Origin of the sequence: Peribacillus sp. RS7 (genome assembly GCF_041956845.1) — a bacterium.
Classification (GTDB): Bacteria; Bacillota; Bacilli; order Bacillales; family DSM-1321; genus Peribacillus.
Genome location: NZ_CP168135.1, coordinates 3891910 through 3907665 on the forward strand (window position 1 = coordinate 3891910; position 15756 = coordinate 3907665).

Sequence of the window (15756 nt, forward strand, 5' to 3'; positions counted from 1 at the left end):
GAATTTTGATGTATCAGCAGTTAACAAATGGAGAAGTGTTGAAAAACATTGCCCAGGAAGTGGAAGCAATGATTTCTCCGTTACATAAGCAAGTGGACGAACGTATTGAAGAAAATCAATTTCGTGTATTACAAAGTTATCAAGCACATAGAGTGAGTGATTCCCATTTCATCCCGACTACAGGGTATGGATACGATGATATGGGCCGCGATACGCTTGAATTGATATATGCAGATGTTTTTGGTGCAGAAGCTGGATTGGTGCGCCCGCAAATTATTTCAGGCACACACGCCATCTCCACTGCCCTGTTCGGGATATTGCGCCCAGGTGATGAATTGTTATACATAACAGGAAAGCCGTATGATACTTTGGAAGAGATTGTCGGTATAAGGGGATCGGGTATCGGATCTTTGCGCGATTTTCAAATCAGCTATCAGGCCGTTCCGTTAGCGGAAACTGGATCAGTTGATTTCGAAGCCGTCAAACAAGCCATTCAGCCAAATACGAAGATGATCGGCATACAACGTTCAAAAGGGTATGCTACACGTCCTTCCTTTACGATTGATGAAATTAAGGAAATGATTTCTTTTGTTAAAAACATTAACCCGGAAATCGTCGTGTTCGTGGACAATTGTTATGGAGAGTTTGTTGAGACGCAAGAACCATGTCATGTCGGAGCGGATTTGATGGCTGGTTCACTCATTAAAAACCCAGGTGGCGGGATAGTGAAAACAGGTGGATACATTGTTGGTAAAAAGGACCTGGTTGAAGCTTGCTCTTATCGATTAACATCACCCGGAATAGGTGCGGAAGCGGGTGCGTCGCTTTATAGCCTGCAGGAAATGTACCAAGGATTCTTCCTTGCACCACATGTCGTGGGCCAAGCTGTTAAAGGAGCCATGTTCACAGCAGCCTTTTTAGAAAAAATCGGTATGAATACCTATCCTAAATGGGATGCTAAGCGCACTGATTTGATTCAATCCGTCCAATTTGATGACCGGGATAAAATGGTTGCCTTCTGTCAGGCCATCCAATATGCATCACCGATCAATTCCCATGTGACACCATATCCAGCCTATATGCCAGGATATGAAGACGATGTAATCATGGCTGCGGGCACTTTTATACAGGGAGCCAGCATTGAACTGACGGCAGATGGTCCGACAAGGGCTCCATATGTAGCCTACGTTCAGGGTGGCTTGACTTACGCCCATGTTAAAATTGCTGTATTGACTGCCGTGAATGCGCTAATGGATAAAAAACTGATTCAATTATAAATGTTGCATAATGGGAATCCAAATCAATTGGGTTCCTGCAAAAAAACAATAGTCATAATATTTGAGTAGTTACAAATCGTTTAACTTTTCCGAAAAAAACACGTTATAAAATGTAACATCATATTGACAAGTTTAATAACATGATATATGATTATTTTAAGATAAACAAAAGGAGGATGCTAAGAATGAGCGGCAACAACATTCGGCGTTCGATGCCTCTTTTTTCCATCGGAATCGTCATGCAGCTAACTGAGTTGTCTGCACGCCAAATTCGGTATTACGAAGAGCATCAACTTATTACTCCTATGAGAACAGATGGAAATCGTCGGGTTTTTTCTTTAAACGATATCGATCGACTGCTTGAGATTAAAGATTTAATCGAACAAGGAGTCAATCTGGCCGGCATAAAAAAGATTTTCACTGTAAAGGAACAGAATTTACCTAAAACTCAAGATTTAGAACAAGCGGAAAAAATAAGACAGGACCTTAGTGACGAGGAGCTTCGCAAGCTTCTGCGTGCCGAGCTTTTACAAGGAAGCAAGCATCGAACATCTCTTCGACAAGGGGATATGTCTCGTTTTTTCCAATAAAAAATATGATTTATGAATGATTATTAGGGGGAATAGAAATTGGCAAAGTTCACACGTGAAGACATCACTCGTTTAGCGAAAGAAGAAAATGTTAAGTACATCCGTTTACAGTTTACTGACATTTTAGGGACGATAAAAAACGTTGAAATCCCAGTCAGTCAATTAGAAAAAGCACTTGATAATAAAATGATGTTTGACGGATCTTCCATTGAAGGATTCGTCCGTATCGAAGAGTCTGATATGTACCTATATCCTGATTTAAATACATGGGTTATCTTCCCTTGGACTTCGGAAAAAGGTAAAGTTGCACGTTTGATCTGTGATATCTACAATACGGATGGAACACCATTTGATGGGGATCCCCGTGCTAACCTAAAACGCGTTCTTGCAGAAGCAAGAGAAATGGGCTTCACAGATTTCAATCTTGGACCTGAGCCTGAATTCTTCTTATTCAAACTGGACGCAGCAGGCGAACCTACTCTAGAATTGAACGATAAAGGCGGATACTTTGACCTTGCACCTACTGACCTAGGAGAAAACTGCCGTCGTGATATCGTGCTTGAGCTTGAAGAAATGGGATTTGAAATCGAAGCTTCCCACCATGAAGTAGCTCCAGGACAACATGAAATTGACTTTAAATACGCAGATGCAATCTCAGCTTGTGATAACATCCAAACATTTAAATTGGTTGTTAAGACGATTGCCCGTAAACATGGTTTACACGCAACATTCATGCCAAAACCATTGTTCGGTGTTAATGGATCTGGTATGCACTGTAACGTTTCTCTATTCAAAGGAAACCAAAATGCATTTTATGATAAAGAAGGAAAATTGGAATTGAGTAAAACAGCTGAGCAATTCATCGCTGGTATCATTAAGCATGCTCCAAGCTTCACAGCGGTAACAAACCCAACTGTTAACTCATACAAACGTCTAGTTCCTGGTTACGAAGCTCCTTGTTATGTTGCATGGTCCGCTAAAAACCGCAGCCCATTAATTCGTATCCCAGCTTCACGTGGAGTGAGTACTCGCGTAGAGGTACGTAGTGTCGATCCAGCAGCAAACCCATACTTGGCTCTTGCTGTTCTGCTAAAAGCTGGTCTTGACGGAATCAAAAACGACTTGACTCCTCCAGCTCCAGTAGACCGCAACATCTATGTTATGAATAAAGAAGAACGTGAAGAAGTAGGCATCGTCGATCTACCAGCTACTTTATATGCTGCATTGGAAACATTAAAATCTGATGAAGTAATCAAAGAAGCGTTAGGCGAACACTTACTTGAACACTTCATCGAAGCAAAAGAAATCGAGTGGGATATGTTCCGTACACAAGTTCACCCATGGGAACGCGAACAATATATGTCAATGTATTAATATCTCAAACCCTTGGCACCTCTGGTGTCAGGGGTTTTTTATTTGTGAGGTAATAATTAATATGAATTAGAGATAGGAGGTTCACCCCTTTTTTACCCATCTGACTCAATTTAAATAATCCTCAAACTTACTTATGGTACTTTCTCGATTTTTTTAGAGATATGAGCATATACATCAGCTGTAATTTGAGCGCTTCCGTGGCCTAAACGTTCCTGAATATACTTCATTGTGGCTCCAGATTCAAGTAGTAAGACAGCGTGGGTATGACGTAAACAATGTATTGAATTTCCGGAATAACGGCGCGTTTTAGTATCCGAGAAAAGGCTTTGGCATTTGCCTAACTTAGAGTGAATAAACAAATAGGAATCCTTGCCTTTTAGTTGAATATAAATAGTGTGAAACTAAGGGGGAGAAAAGGTGGATATATTTGATGAACATGCGAAAGTGCTAAAAAAGATGTTTGATAATAAAAAAGCCCAAAAAGAAATTATAGAGAAAATGGGAAACGGCATAAATTCAGAGTTGGAGAATCAGTTGCAAACATTAAAAAAGGAATACTACGTTTTGAGCAAATTAGAAAGAACATTTGATAATCGCTATGAATTTAATTAAATTTGGGCACCCATACATTTGGGTGCTTTTTATATGCAGGAAAACGCCTCCTTTTGTCGTATTGGTTAAACGAAGGGGATGACAAAATGAATGATGATTATGAGAAAATCGGTATTTTATTGTCCAATATGACAAACGAATTAGTGTCGAGTAGAGTGAGGGTTAAAGCTATAGTAGAACTACTAACTGAAAAAGGTCAAATAACCTACGAAGAGTATGAAAAAAGGTTTGAAAAAGTTTTTGAAAGAGATGCAAAGTCATTTAGAGATGATTTAATAAAAGACTTCAAGAGTAGTGAATAAAAGGAGAAGGCATCCATTAATCCGGGTGCTTTTTATTTGCAGAAAAGTCCTTTTTGTCGAATTAGGTAGGCAAAGGGAGATGATATTATCAGTTGGAATCAAGAGGACTTTGCAAATTATCACAACGCACCTTCTGCTTTTTACAAAGTGGAAATGAATGGAAGAGTGGATATTAGCATAGAACAAGGCCGAGATAAAAAGATAAGTTTACAACCTCACGGAATGTTTAAATTAGTTAAGGAATGGTTAGAAAGTGGGCATTAACTTTCGGCAGAGAACAAACAAGAACTAATTGATTTATTAAACCAATAGGCTATGTTAAAGGTAAAGGTTGAAATGGGAATTTATGTTAGATTAAATAGGAAATATGAGGATTTCTACTACAACTAACTGTTCAGGATTGTTAAATAAGTTGTGTATAGCAAAAAAATACGGGGGGATGAAATGAAAGGCTTTTTTAGATTATTTATAGGAATGTTCTTAATATTTATATTAACAGGATGCATAGGAGAAGATTATGATGTTGGTGTTCCAACTGCTCATTTATATTCAGAAGACCTTGCTACAACTTTGCAATTAACTGAAGGAAATATCAGTTGGAGTTCATCAAGTGGAGATGTAGATCAAAAAATAGATGATATTCAAGAATTAGGATTATCACAAGAAAAAATGAAGGTTACTGCCAACGAAAAAGTTTCCTTGGATTTTCAAGAGAACGTAAGAAATGGTGGAGACATTTGGACTGACCAAAAAATAACAGTTGCCCTACTGAAAGATGAACAACGAATTGAACTCGAATTGCATGAAGATAGGGAATTTCAAATCCCCAATAACAAAGGGAGTTATGTTTTAGAAGTTGTATTCACAAGTTCAAGAGGTACTGCCCAATATGTAGGAAATATCTTAATTCAGTGATGTAGCCCTAAGGGGCAAAGAGAATTATAGGCGTAAAATCAACCAAGAACTTTAACATAGCCAACAAATAAAACGGCAAGTTCTTGTAGATAAAGAGAAGTAAAAAGAGATAGTTGGTCCTGAAGGATTGAAATTTGAAAAGGATAAGCTGCTAAATTCAAGTTCATTCGATCCATTAGCAAAAGTTAAAGAAACATTGAAAAAAAATCAACAAATTTTACAAGATAACATTAATAAGAGTAAAAAGTAGGCATACATTAATTTGGGTGCTTTTTTTTATTGGGGTGAGAATGATGAGCCGTGATGAGAAGAAGAAACCTGTTAAGAAGCCAGAGAAATTAACAAACTTAGTTGGAACAAACTGTAGGTAGGTTAGAACTTCTTCTTTTATTTAAATTTATTTTTCCTAATTTGATATTAGGATATAATAGAAATAAATGAATAAAAGGTGTGATTTTTCTGACGGAAGCACTAAAAAAGCAGCATAGAAAGTTATCTAGTTTGATAATTATCCAACGGACCATTCTTATTACAATTGGTGCTTTGCTAATGGCCACTGGATTGGAAATCTTTTTAATTCCCAATCATGTAATTGATGGAGGCATTACAGGTATTTCAATTATGCTTTCTCACATTACTGGGATAAAATTAGGAATCTTTCTTTTTCTATTGAATCTACCATTTGTATATCTGGGATATAAACAGTTTGGAAAAACCTTTGCTATATCTACTATATATGGGATTATAATGCTTTCCATTTTTGCAACATATTTTCATCCTATTCCACCCTTCACTGAAGATATCCTTCTTGCTACAATTTTTGGCGGCATTTTTTTAGGTGTAGGTGTAGGACTAGTAATTCGTAACGGTGGTGCACTTGATGGTACAGAAATACTTTCGATTGTAATAAGTAAAAAAGTGCCTTTTTCTGTTGGCGAAATTGTTATGTTCATCAATCTATTTATACTTGGTTCTGCCGGATTCGTTTACACTTGGGATAGAGCTATGTATTCAATTTTAGCTTATGTAATAGCTGCTAAAGCCATTGACATTGTTATTACTGGAATGGAAGAAACAAAGTCAGTATGGATAATTAGCGATGAAGCAAGAGAGATAGGTGATGCAATCAATAGTCGCTTAGGACGGGGTGTGACATACTTACATGGTGAAGGTGCCTTTTCTGGAGAGGACAAGAAGGTTATTTTCTGTATAATTACCAGACTTGAAGAATCTAAGTTAACTACTATTGTTGAAGATATTGACCCTTCATCTTTCTTAGCAATAGCAAATATTGCGGAAGTACGTGGAGGACGGTTCAAAAAGAGAGATATTCATTAATTTATAAAATAATACTTATTAACAGAGCCAACATTTTGATGTTGGCTTTTTGTTTATGTTTTTTAATCTGTAGTAAGACTATTCACATGGGGATCCTCTGTAGTTCCTAAACATATATTCACAGAACTTGGTCAAATGCATAATGTAAATTGATTTATTTTTAATGAGGAGAATGTTCCCAATGTATGATAATTACTACAATAATCAAACGCCTTTATAAGACAAATATTATCCATCCAACAGGCACAAGAAATCGCGCTTCAGAGAGTGCATGGCCAAGTACTACATGTCGATATGGAGCATGGTGTTCTAGTATGCGAATTCTTTATTTTGACCAACCAAAACAGAATTTATAAGGTTGAGATAAATGCAAAGACAGGAAGGATTATGAAAGTAGAAGAAGAAGATCTGGATTAAGGAAGTAATGCATTGAAAATTTGCTTATAAAATTTGCGATAAATTAACAAAATACAAGCCGCCTCTTAATGAGGAATGGCTTTTTATTATGTATAAATAACCTAGGCATACAGAGATAGAGAGAGAATCTTATGGTAAAGGGGGAGGTTAGTTGAAAAAGTATACTTGATGATAAGAGAATAAAACTAATGCCCTTATGTCAATAATAAAAATTGACATGACACCAATTGGTGTCTTATAATAAGGACACCAATTGGTGTCTGATTTATAAAGGGGGGGTGGTTTTGAGCGAGAAAAATCAAGAGCGTGATGTTTATGTAGCCATTGCTGATCCAACAAGACGTAAATTGCTACGTTTGTTGGCAGATGCAGGAGAGTTACCTCTTCACGAATTAACCGCACAATTTCAAATGGGGCGTACCGCTGTTTCTAAACATTTGGCTATCCTTAAAGAAGCTGGTCTAGTTGCTGACCGGAAAGTTGGTAGAGAAACAAGGTATCGGCTAATTGCAGCTCCCCTACAGGAAATTAAAGATTGGGTATCCTTTTACGAGGAATTTTGGATGGGAAAAGTGGCATTTTTAAAAAAAATATTATCGGAGGAATGAATAATGGCAGATTTATCATTAGATTTTCAGTTTACAAGTTCAATCAATACAGTGTGGAACGCATTAACAGATTCGGATACTCTTGCAAAATGGATAATGGAAAATAACTTTAAACCAATCGTAGGACATAAATGTCAATTCCGAAATGAGCAGTGGAATTTAATTGTAGATTGTGAAGTATTGGTAGTGGATGAGCCTCATAATTTATCTTACACTTGGGTAGGTGGTCCGATAAACACTACAGTCACATGGACATTGAAGCAAGAGGATGGAATAACCTCCTTACACCTTGAACAAACTGGATTCGAAAAAGAAGATCAAGCATTCAATGGTGCAAAATATGGTTGGGCGAATATGACTGAAGAACTTAAAAAAGTATTAGGGGAAATGTAAGAACCTCGGAACCTGTTTTTTTTAGTTTAGCTTAGCTACAAATAGGCAAAAGCAAACGGATCAGTATAGGACTGAGCCGTATTCTCAGGGCTGTCGACAAAGTCGGCAGCTATTTTATGTTTAATTAATTACACCATTCATCCTCAACAAAGTCTAACCAATTGGTTTCTCCTAGTATAAGTGCTAATTGTCCGAACCTAGTGTCTATTATCGGTTTATTCCTTCTATTAACTTTCTGTAATGATTATTTATTTTTTGTTACATACTTCAACCATAGCCCACCATCATCCAGTTTCTCGATTTCTTTCAAAAAGAAATTGACTGGAGGGTGTTTTTTTAGATGAGGACTTGTTTCAAACAATGTCAAAGAATTAGTAGAGCCATCTGCAATTGGGGCTATAATCAAGCTCAATTCATCAATTAAACCTTCATTCAAAAAGGTGCCATTTAAAACTCCGCCGCCTTCTAAGAGTAGTCGATCAATTGAGAATAAATGTTTAAGCTTTTCCACTACTACAGTAAAATCCAGTTGATCTTTTCCACCGAAAATGTAAGAGATACCTAGATTTTTCAGATAAGCAAGATAGCCATCTGATACTTGCTCTGTAAGTACTTCTACTATATGGTTCCCCAACCTATCATTATTCTCATCTAAAATGAAGTTTTTGGTCCATCCTAATTTTCAGAAGGATCTACTGCAACAGCAAAACTTTTAGCATCTTTATTTGCTACGTAATCCGTTCTAGGGATAGTTGGATTGTTTTCTTGATCTAAATCTAATTCATTTCTTAGTGTAAAGTGTTCCTCCATGGTAATCCTGCCACAAATCCACGCTTTGCAACCATATCGTTCATGAATTTTCTCGTACTTGTCAATAAGATAGGCTATTCGTTCATATTCAAAATAATCTCCAATGATTTTTCCATCTAATGATGTTAGCATGTGACAAATAATATAAGGTCTTTCCAATGTTATTACTCCTTTCCAATAATTTTGTTGAACACGTCATAATGCTTAGTTTTAATTAAAGGACAATTCTCTGAAAATAGTTCCGACCCAAGTGGTCAATATACGCATTTTTGTAACCTGATATTAGAGGATTAAATATAAAAAAGCCCTGTTTAACAGGGCAATTCTTAACCACAATCATCATTATGTTTGCTTTTTTATGCAACCTAATAATACGAAAAATAGCTGAATGACAAGTCACTATGCGATTCATTCAACTTTTTTCTCTGAAATTATTATAACTTGTTATATTCCTCATCTGTTACTGGTTCCATCCATTCAGCAGGACCTGCTGATACATCCCCTTCAATTGCAAGATGAACAAACCAACTGTCGGCTGCAGCACCATGCCAGTGTTTTACGTTTGGAGAAACTTCTACTACATCTCCTGGATGTAATTCTTGTGCAGGTTTTCCTTCTTCTTGATACCATCCTCTTCCGCCAGTAACCAAAAGAATTTGCCCTCCTGGATGTGAATGCCAGTTATTGCGGCATCCTGGTTCGAACGTTACATTTCCAATCAGTTGTTTTAGATTGTCGGACGGTACAACAAGCAAATTGAGATAACTAGTACCAATAAAATACTTTGCAAAAGCCTCTGGAGCTTTCTCACCTATTGGGAAAATAACACTTTTACTTAAATCTTTTTCGTTTGCCATAATTCCGCTCTCCTTTTCGGTATGAACTGACAAGGTAATATTAGCCCCTTGTTATGTCATTTGATGATTTAATTGTTTCTTTCTTTTTTAACCTACTTGAACAGTTGGACGAATAATCATCTCATTTATACCTACATCCGAAGGTTGCTCAATTGCAAATGAAATTGCACTAGCAATTCTTTCAGCATCAATTGCCACTTTGTAAAATTCATCTAAGCCGGCTTTCATCTCAGAATCTGAAGTAGTTTCTATTAATTCGCTGCTGACAGCCCCTGGAGAAACATTGGTTACACGAATATTAGTACCACTCATTGCTTCTTCTTGACGCAAACCTTCAGAGATTGCTCTTACCGCATGTTTTGTACCACAATATACTGTTCCGCCTGGATAAATGTTATGTCCGGCTACTGAAGAAATATTAATAATATGACCTGATTTACGTTCTCTCATGGATGGAAGAACAGCCGCGATTGCATACAATACACCTTTGATGTTTACATCAATCATCTGATCCCATTCATCAACTTTTTTCTTAAACATAAAAGCTTGAGGCATAATACCAGCATTATTGACTAAAACATCAATTTTTCCAAACTGTTCAAGAGCATACGCAGCTAAATCTTCCATTTGTTCACGTGAAGTAACATCAGCTACTCTATAAATAACTTGACCACCATTATTTTGAATTTCTTCCTGTAATTCTTTTAAACGGTCTTCACGACGAGCAGCTAAAACCAACTTTGCACCTTTAGAGGCTAGATCTTTCGCGGTAGCTCCTCCAATCCCACTAGAGGCACCTGTAATAATGACAACTTTATTTTGAATATTAGACATATAATACATCCTTTCGTTCTTTTTATTTTTCTTTTAAAAACAATTGTTTAGCCACCAAAATGGCTGACATCGCTTTTGGCCAACCAGCATAGAAAGCAAGGTGTGTAATAACTTCGACCAATTCTTCTTCAGTAAGGCCGTTTTCTTTGGATTTGTTTAAATGAAAACCTAGTTGTTCTGTATTTCCACCAGTGATTAATGAAGATACAGTGATTAAACTTCGTTCACGAGGAGATAACTCTTTACGCTCCCACACATCTGCAAATAGTACATCATCGTTTAATTGCACTAGTTTGGGTGCAAAATCTCCAATTAACTTCTGTGCAGGAGTAAGTTCTTTTTGATTTGACATATTTTATCCCTTCATTTTTTACTCTTCTATTTTGCCGAAGGTAGCTAAAATTGATGTGTTAGGAAAATACATATGGATGCGGTATTGCACATCTGTGTATAATTTATAATGAAAGTAGGTTGTCTGCAATAACCAATTTACTTCGGTTCGTGCGGTATTGCACAAATTGATTGAAAGTGTGCCTTATTGATCAAGAAAGATTGGTGACTCTAAAAATGTCTGTAGTGGATAGAAGAATACTCAAAACCCAAGAAGCAATAAAAAACGCTTTTATTGAGCTAATGTCTGAAAAAGGTTTCGATCAAATTACGATACAGGATATTTCCGACAGGGCCAATGTTGGTCGAAGAACCATTTATCATCATTACATGGATAAATTTGATTTACTGGATAAGCTCATTGAAGAACATATTGATGAACTTAGAAAACTCTGCGAATCATCAGCAGATTTGGACTTTGTTACCGCAAATCTAATCTGGTTCGAATACTTTGATAGCAATCATTCATTCTTTTCTACGATGTTAACAAGTAAGGGAGCACCACATTTTCGTAGTCGTTTCTTGGAGTTTGTTATCGAAGAGTTAAAGGGCGAAGTAAATATCATTGAAGGGAAAAACAAAGGATTAACCGAAGATGTTATTCTTAAATTCTTTGGGGCTGCAATTGTAGGGATAACGGAATCTTATTTTAGAAATGAGATTCGTGTCTCACCTCAAGCAGTGGCAGAACAAGTGGGGATTTTGCTAGAGAGAAACTTATAGTTGGGAAATAGAATGAGATTGTTAAGGATTGTACTTAAACTAAGAAGTGCTTTACTTCAATAAGGGAGTTGCTGGGCAGCGGTTTAGTGGAAATGATTGAGGAACTTGAGTTTAATTAAATAAAGTGTTCTTAAACTAACGGGTGCGTAAGCTTAAGATCGGAGCTGTCTTTTAAGGCAGCTTTTTCTTTATGCAACTATCCGGGCAGGATAGTTGAATAAGAAAATATTCACAAGTTGTAATGGTGTTATAAAATAGAGTGAATAAACGGTGAAAAATGTTTAAGTTATGGAGGCAATAAAATGCTTGGATTACCAAAAGGTGAGGTGTTTTTAGTTCCATGGACAAATAATTGGGAAAAGGAATTTTTATTAGAGAAAGAAAGGATTCAAGAGGTAATTGGTCAGAATATTTTAGCTGTTCACCATATTGGGAGTACAGCAATAAAACATTTAAGTGCAAAGCCAATTATTGATATTGCAATTGAAGTTAAGGAATTTCAAGATGGTGAAAAGTGTGTTAGGGCATTAGAAACACTTGGATACTCATATAAAGGGACAAATGTATTGCCAGATAGATACTACTTTAAAAAAGGTGAACCAAGAACACACCAAATCCATATGTATCAAAGTGGAAATAAATATTTACTTGAACAGTTGGATTTTAGAGATTATTTGAGAAATAACGAAACAGCAAGAATACAATATAAAAAGCTTAAACAGATATTATCAACGGTTAATAAAAATAATAAACATAAATATGCAGATGATAAAACCAATTTTGTTAAGTCCATCTTAGAAAGTATAAAAAAATAATAGTATTTTGGTAACTCAACTAACGGGTACGTTAGCTGAAGATTAGAGCTGTCTTTTAGGCAGCTCTTTTTCTTTATGCAACTATCGGGGCAGGTTAGTTTATGTTCATTTTCCAAACTATATTTTAAGCCCTGAATACCTCTGAGTAAAATACAAATGTTGATCCCTCTTATTGACTCTTTTTGGTTATTTAAAAGAAATTTTAACTGATCCGCTTTTTTTGTTCTTACATAAAAAGGAAATTTCGATTCCGATTTAGTTAGAAACATAAGAGGATTAGGCACTGATTTAAGAGAAATAGGACAGCGGTCGCTTTGTCATCTGTAGCATAATGAGGATACCTCTACATTTATACATTACTTTTTATTCGGTATGAATAATACAACTCCGTTTTTTCCCTCGTTAACAAAATAGTGTTTATGTGGCTAATGCCATATTTAATTCAAATTACAAGTTCACTGTAAGCTGGAGTTTTGGTAATTATTCTGATTCTGGCTATTCTCCCTCGAAGAAACAAGCATATATACAACAAAGTACTGGGGATTGAACTTGATAGGGATAGTCAGGGAGGACGATTCCGAGTTTTGTATAGTAATAATTTGGAACGAATCTAGGAGGAAAAAGATGAAAAAACGATTATTAATATCCCTGGCTTTGGTCATGACCATCACTCTTTCAGCTTGCAACGGCAATAATGACAGAAATGGTATTTCCCAACAGGAACAACAATCAGAATCCAATCGTGAACTGGTTGAATTCCCTGAGAACTACGATAAGGGTGTAAACTATACGACTGTGCATCGTGGAAATGTCAGAGAGGAACTCTACACGAGCCGGGAAGCGATAGAAGCGGTGCAGAATGGGCAGCCAATCCCTGACGGCACCATAATCACTCTCGAAATCTATAGGGATGAAGAGCTTGGTGAAATTTTCGTGATGGAAAAGCGAGCTGGCTGGGCTGATGTGAACCCAGCTGAGATGCGTAATGGAGATTGGCTGTACCAGGAATTCAATGGAGACAAGTCGGTGGATTACAAGGAAGAAATCGGTCGATGCTTTACTTGTCACGCGAACCAGGAACGGGATGACTTCGTGAACACGATGGATGAAATGAAAAGTTTTGACCTTGGGGAATTTACAGGATCAAAGGATGGCAGTACAGCATCACGGACTGCAGGTATTCCCACCGAATACTGGGAGGTAAAAGCGGTAGACGATAAATTGGAGGACTTTCAGGATATATTGCATGGAAACAGCTTAATGGAAGAAGAAAAAGCGGGAATCATCCAGAAGGTTCTTTTGATGGTTCATTTTAAATAATAACACATAGGGATTTAGCATCGACGGAAAACCGACCCAGGTATAAATAAATTAGAAAGAGGAGAACTTCTTGAATCCAAATATGTTAATCAGGCTGGTCATTGATCTTTCTATGACAGTTCTGATGTTAGTTGCAATGGCTTACCAGATTACCGGAAATACAATACATGAACTGGTAGGAGCATTATTGTGTTTATTGTTTATTACTCACAATATTTTAAATCGACGATGGTATAAGACGATTTTTAAGGGAAAGCACAATGTACGACGCATTTTAAGCATAGTGGTCAATCTACTTTTTCTTGTATCTATGGCTGTAGTAATGATAAGTGCTGTGCCCATATCTCCTGACATAATGCCTTTTATTCCTATAAACAATGACATGATTCTATTGCAGATACATGTTATGACTTCTTATTGGGGATTTATCTTCATGGCTGTGCATATTGGAATGTCCTGGGCAACAATTATCAATTCAGTACGTAAGATGACGGGAATTAAAAGCACCAGCCGTATCCGCGCCACTGCATTTCGTGTCATAGCGGTGTTGATTGTCGTTTATGGGGTTCAGGCTTCTTTCGAGAGAGATATGCTTTACAAGTTAACCATATATAATCCATTTGGTTGGAACCTTGATGATTCCTCCATGGGATTTTTAGTAGATCATCTAGCTATCATGGGAATATATATCAGCGGGACTCATTATGTTCTGAAATTTGTTCAGAAGCAGGATACAGGTTTAAAAGAGAGGAATATCAAATAGAATATTGGAAAAAGTTTAATAAAGGCAAATCTTCATAATAAAAAAGTGCAATAATCCATAAGCGGATTAATGCACTTTTTTATGCATATTTTCCCTTCAGGCGGTTAATATCTTCTTTTGGTGGTAATCCGAACAAGCGGGAATATTCACGGCTGAATTGGGATGGGCTTTCGTAGCCTACGCGGAATGCTGCTTCAGTGGCATCTGTTGACTCGGATAATAATAGGCGACGGGCTTCCTGTAGCCTCAGTTGTTTTTGGAACTGAATGGGACTCATCGCTGTTACCTCTTTAAAGTGTCTATGAAGCGATGAAACGCTCATATTTGCAATTTCCGCAAGGTCTTCAATCCGAAAAGACTGGTCATAGTTATTCATGATATGGTCGACAACGCCGCCGATTTGATAGGTGGAACTTCCTTCTAACGCAATTTGCCCCAGAGTAAAACCATGCTGCCCTTGTAAAACCCTATAGATGATTTCCTTCGTGATAAGAGGTGCGAGTACGGGTATATCATTAGGATTGTTTAGCAAATGAGATAATCTGGTTACCGCGTCCAACAGAGCTATTTCTATTTGACTTACATACATGCCTCTTTTAGCATGTTCTTTCTGGTACAGCAAGTTGAGAATCCTGTAAAACCTCCAAGATTTGATTTGGTGTGAATTCGAGTTTCAGTGCCAAATATGGATTTTCTGAAGAGGCTTCTGTGACTATTCCGGTAATTGGCAAGTTAACAGAGGCAACAAGGTAATCGGCTGGACCGTATACATAGCGCTCCTGTGCCAGTAATACCTCCTTCTTACCTTGAACGATAATGCATAAGGAAGGCTTGTAAACTCCGTAATTTGGACCGGTAACATTAGAGAAACGAGAGAAAAATAAAGAAGGAATAGCAGTCGGATGAGACCCGTCCTTGCCTGTGTGACTCTCAATGAGTTGGGTGAGATCAGCCCGCTGTTTATAGATTTGTTCAGACATATAAACCTCCTTGTTTCCTTATTCTTTCTAGCTCCATTCTAATACATATTCCTCTGGAGTGTAAGTGAAGTGAGAGGATTAGGCAATGATTTGGTAGGAATGCTATAAGGCTTTCTTATTTATTTATTGCATAATAAGGGAGTCAAAGTTCTTTTTAATATTTATATTTCCGCAATATAGATAAAGGAGTTGAAGCGCACCCTGAATACCTGAAAATATATATGTTAACTCTTTTCAGTTTTTAAGTTGGTACATCTCAATTTGCCATTTCAGGTATTTTAGACAAAGTAGCTGCTTCTGTGGGCGGCTCGTCAATACTACAAATCTGTTGGTGCTGCTGCGGTCGCAGCATGATTGATCTTTTCTAGCTTTATGGATAACCCAATGAGATTTTCTTAATGCCACCAATGTGAACTTAACTCCGCATCGGTTGCGGAT

At 37.0% G+C, this 15756-nt stretch carries 19 protein-coding genes and 2 pseudogenes; 14 read left to right on the forward strand and 7 right to left on the reverse strand.

Going from position 1 to position 15756, the window contains the following annotated elements; genetic code table 11:
- Positions 1 to 8: 8 nt before the first annotated feature.
- The 3 genes from ACDZ29_RS19520 (at position 9) to glnA (ending at position 3241) form a co-directional block, all read left to right on the forward strand.
- A complete protein-coding gene (locus ACDZ29_RS19520; RefSeq protein WP_370014450.1) occupies positions 9 to 1277 on the forward strand; it encodes an aminotransferase class I/II-fold pyridoxal phosphate-dependent enzyme in 1269 nt (422 codons plus the stop codon).
- A gap of 185 nt (positions 1278 to 1462) precedes the next feature.
- A complete protein-coding gene (locus ACDZ29_RS19525; RefSeq protein ID WP_053345434.1) occupies positions 1463 to 1867 on the forward strand; it encodes a MerR family transcriptional regulator in 405 nt (134 codons plus the stop codon).
- Positions 1868 to 1906: 39 nt separating this feature from the next.
- Positions 1907 to 3241 carry a type I glutamate--ammonia ligase gene (gene glnA, locus ACDZ29_RS19530; protein WP_289324464.1) on the forward strand — a complete coding sequence of 445 codons (1335 nt, stop codon included), beginning with the start codon at positions 1907 to 1909 and terminating at the stop codon, positions 3239 to 3241.
- A 105-nt stretch (positions 3242 to 3346) separates the two neighbouring features.
- Here the strand turns inward: glnA and ACDZ29_RS19535 are convergent.
- A pseudogene (locus tag ACDZ29_RS19535) lies at positions 3347 to 3566 on the reverse strand (tyrosine-type recombinase/integrase); the annotation flags it as partial.
- A gap of 92 nt (positions 3567 to 3658) precedes the next feature.
- Here ACDZ29_RS19535 and ACDZ29_RS19540 point away from each other — a divergent pair.
- From ACDZ29_RS19540 to ACDZ29_RS19570, 7 genes are all read left to right on the forward strand, one after another.
- Positions 3659 to 3853, forward strand: coding sequence for a hypothetical protein (locus ACDZ29_RS19540; RefSeq protein ID WP_289324470.1), 195 nt, complete (start codon positions 3659 to 3661; stop codon positions 3851 to 3853).
- An 86-nt stretch (positions 3854 to 3939) separates the two neighbouring features.
- On the forward strand, positions 3940 to 4155 hold the full coding sequence (locus ACDZ29_RS19545; protein ID WP_370014457.1) for a hypothetical protein: 216 nt from the start codon (positions 3940 to 3942) through the stop codon (positions 4153 to 4155).
- 444 nt (positions 4156 to 4599) lie between these two features.
- Complete coding sequence (locus ACDZ29_RS19550) at positions 4600 to 5070, forward strand: hypothetical protein (RefSeq protein ID WP_375088384.1); 471 nt, start codon at positions 4600 to 4602, stop codon at positions 5068 to 5070.
- 459 nt (positions 5071 to 5529) lie between these two features.
- Positions 5530 to 6408, forward strand: a complete 879-nt coding sequence (locus tag ACDZ29_RS19555) for a YitT family protein (protein WP_375091175.1) — start codon at positions 5530 to 5532, stop codon at positions 6406 to 6408.
- Positions 6409 to 6675: 267 nt separating this feature from the next.
- Entirely contained in the window at positions 6676 to 6825 is a 150-nt protein-coding gene (locus tag ACDZ29_RS19560; protein WP_375088385.1) for a PepSY domain-containing protein, read from the forward strand.
- A 284-nt stretch (positions 6826 to 7109) separates the two neighbouring features.
- The gene (locus ACDZ29_RS19565; protein WP_375088386.1) at positions 7110 to 7433 is read left to right on the forward strand and encodes an ArsR/SmtB family transcription factor; all 324 of its coding nucleotides are present in this window, start codon (positions 7110 to 7112) and stop codon (positions 7431 to 7433) included.
- Positions 7434 to 7436: 3 nt separating this feature from the next.
- Entirely contained in the window at positions 7437 to 7826 is a 390-nt protein-coding gene (locus tag ACDZ29_RS19570) for an SRPBCC domain-containing protein (protein WP_375088387.1), read from the forward strand.
- A gap of 244 nt (positions 7827 to 8070) precedes the next feature.
- Here ACDZ29_RS19570 and ACDZ29_RS19575 read toward each other — a convergent pair whose 3' ends face one another.
- The 5 genes from ACDZ29_RS19575 to ACDZ29_RS19595 form a co-directional block, all read right to left on the reverse strand.
- On the reverse strand, positions 8071 to 8460 hold the full coding sequence (locus ACDZ29_RS19575) for a dihydrofolate reductase family protein (RefSeq protein WP_375088388.1): 390 nt from the start codon (positions 8458 to 8460) through the stop codon (positions 8071 to 8073).
- Positions 8461 to 8501: 41 nt separating this feature from the next.
- Positions 8502 to 8795, reverse strand: coding sequence for a hypothetical protein (locus ACDZ29_RS19580; RefSeq protein WP_375088389.1), 294 nt, complete (start codon positions 8793 to 8795; stop codon positions 8502 to 8504).
- A 275-nt stretch (positions 8796 to 9070) separates the two neighbouring features.
- Positions 9071 to 9493, reverse strand: a complete 423-nt coding sequence (locus ACDZ29_RS19585) for a cupin domain-containing protein (protein ID WP_375088390.1) — start codon at positions 9491 to 9493, stop codon at positions 9071 to 9073.
- An 87-nt stretch (positions 9494 to 9580) separates the two neighbouring features.
- On the reverse strand, positions 9581 to 10327 hold the full coding sequence (locus ACDZ29_RS19590; RefSeq protein ID WP_375088391.1) for an SDR family oxidoreductase: 747 nt from the start codon (positions 10325 to 10327) through the stop codon (positions 9581 to 9583).
- A gap of 22 nt (positions 10328 to 10349) precedes the next feature.
- Positions 10350 to 10679, reverse strand: a complete 330-nt coding sequence (locus ACDZ29_RS19595) for a carboxymuconolactone decarboxylase family protein (protein ID WP_375088392.1) — start codon at positions 10677 to 10679, stop codon at positions 10350 to 10352.
- Positions 10680 to 10894: 215 nt separating this feature from the next.
- Between ACDZ29_RS19595 and ACDZ29_RS19600 the strand changes: the two genes are divergently transcribed.
- The 4 genes from ACDZ29_RS19600 (at position 10895) to ACDZ29_RS19615 (ending at position 14338) form a co-directional block, all read left to right on the forward strand.
- A complete protein-coding gene (locus ACDZ29_RS19600) occupies positions 10895 to 11440 on the forward strand; it encodes a TetR/AcrR family transcriptional regulator (protein WP_370014465.1) in 546 nt (181 codons plus the stop codon).
- A gap of 302 nt (positions 11441 to 11742) precedes the next feature.
- Positions 11743 to 12255, forward strand: a complete 513-nt coding sequence (locus ACDZ29_RS19605; protein ID WP_375088393.1) for a GrpB family protein — start codon at positions 11743 to 11745, stop codon at positions 12253 to 12255.
- 624 nt (positions 12256 to 12879) lie between these two features.
- Entirely contained in the window at positions 12880 to 13575 is a 696-nt protein-coding gene (locus tag ACDZ29_RS19610; RefSeq protein ID WP_375088394.1) for a cytochrome P460 family protein, read from the forward strand.
- A 70-nt stretch (positions 13576 to 13645) separates the two neighbouring features.
- Positions 13646 to 14338, forward strand: coding sequence for a DUF4405 domain-containing protein (locus tag ACDZ29_RS19615; RefSeq protein WP_370014468.1), 693 nt, complete (start codon positions 13646 to 13648; stop codon positions 14336 to 14338).
- Positions 14339 to 14417: 79 nt separating this feature from the next.
- Here the strand turns inward: ACDZ29_RS19615 and ACDZ29_RS19620 are convergent.
- Positions 14418 to 15318: pseudogene (locus tag ACDZ29_RS19620) on the reverse strand (AraC family transcriptional regulator N-terminal domain-containing protein).
- Between the last annotated feature and the right edge of the window lie 438 nt (positions 15319 to 15756).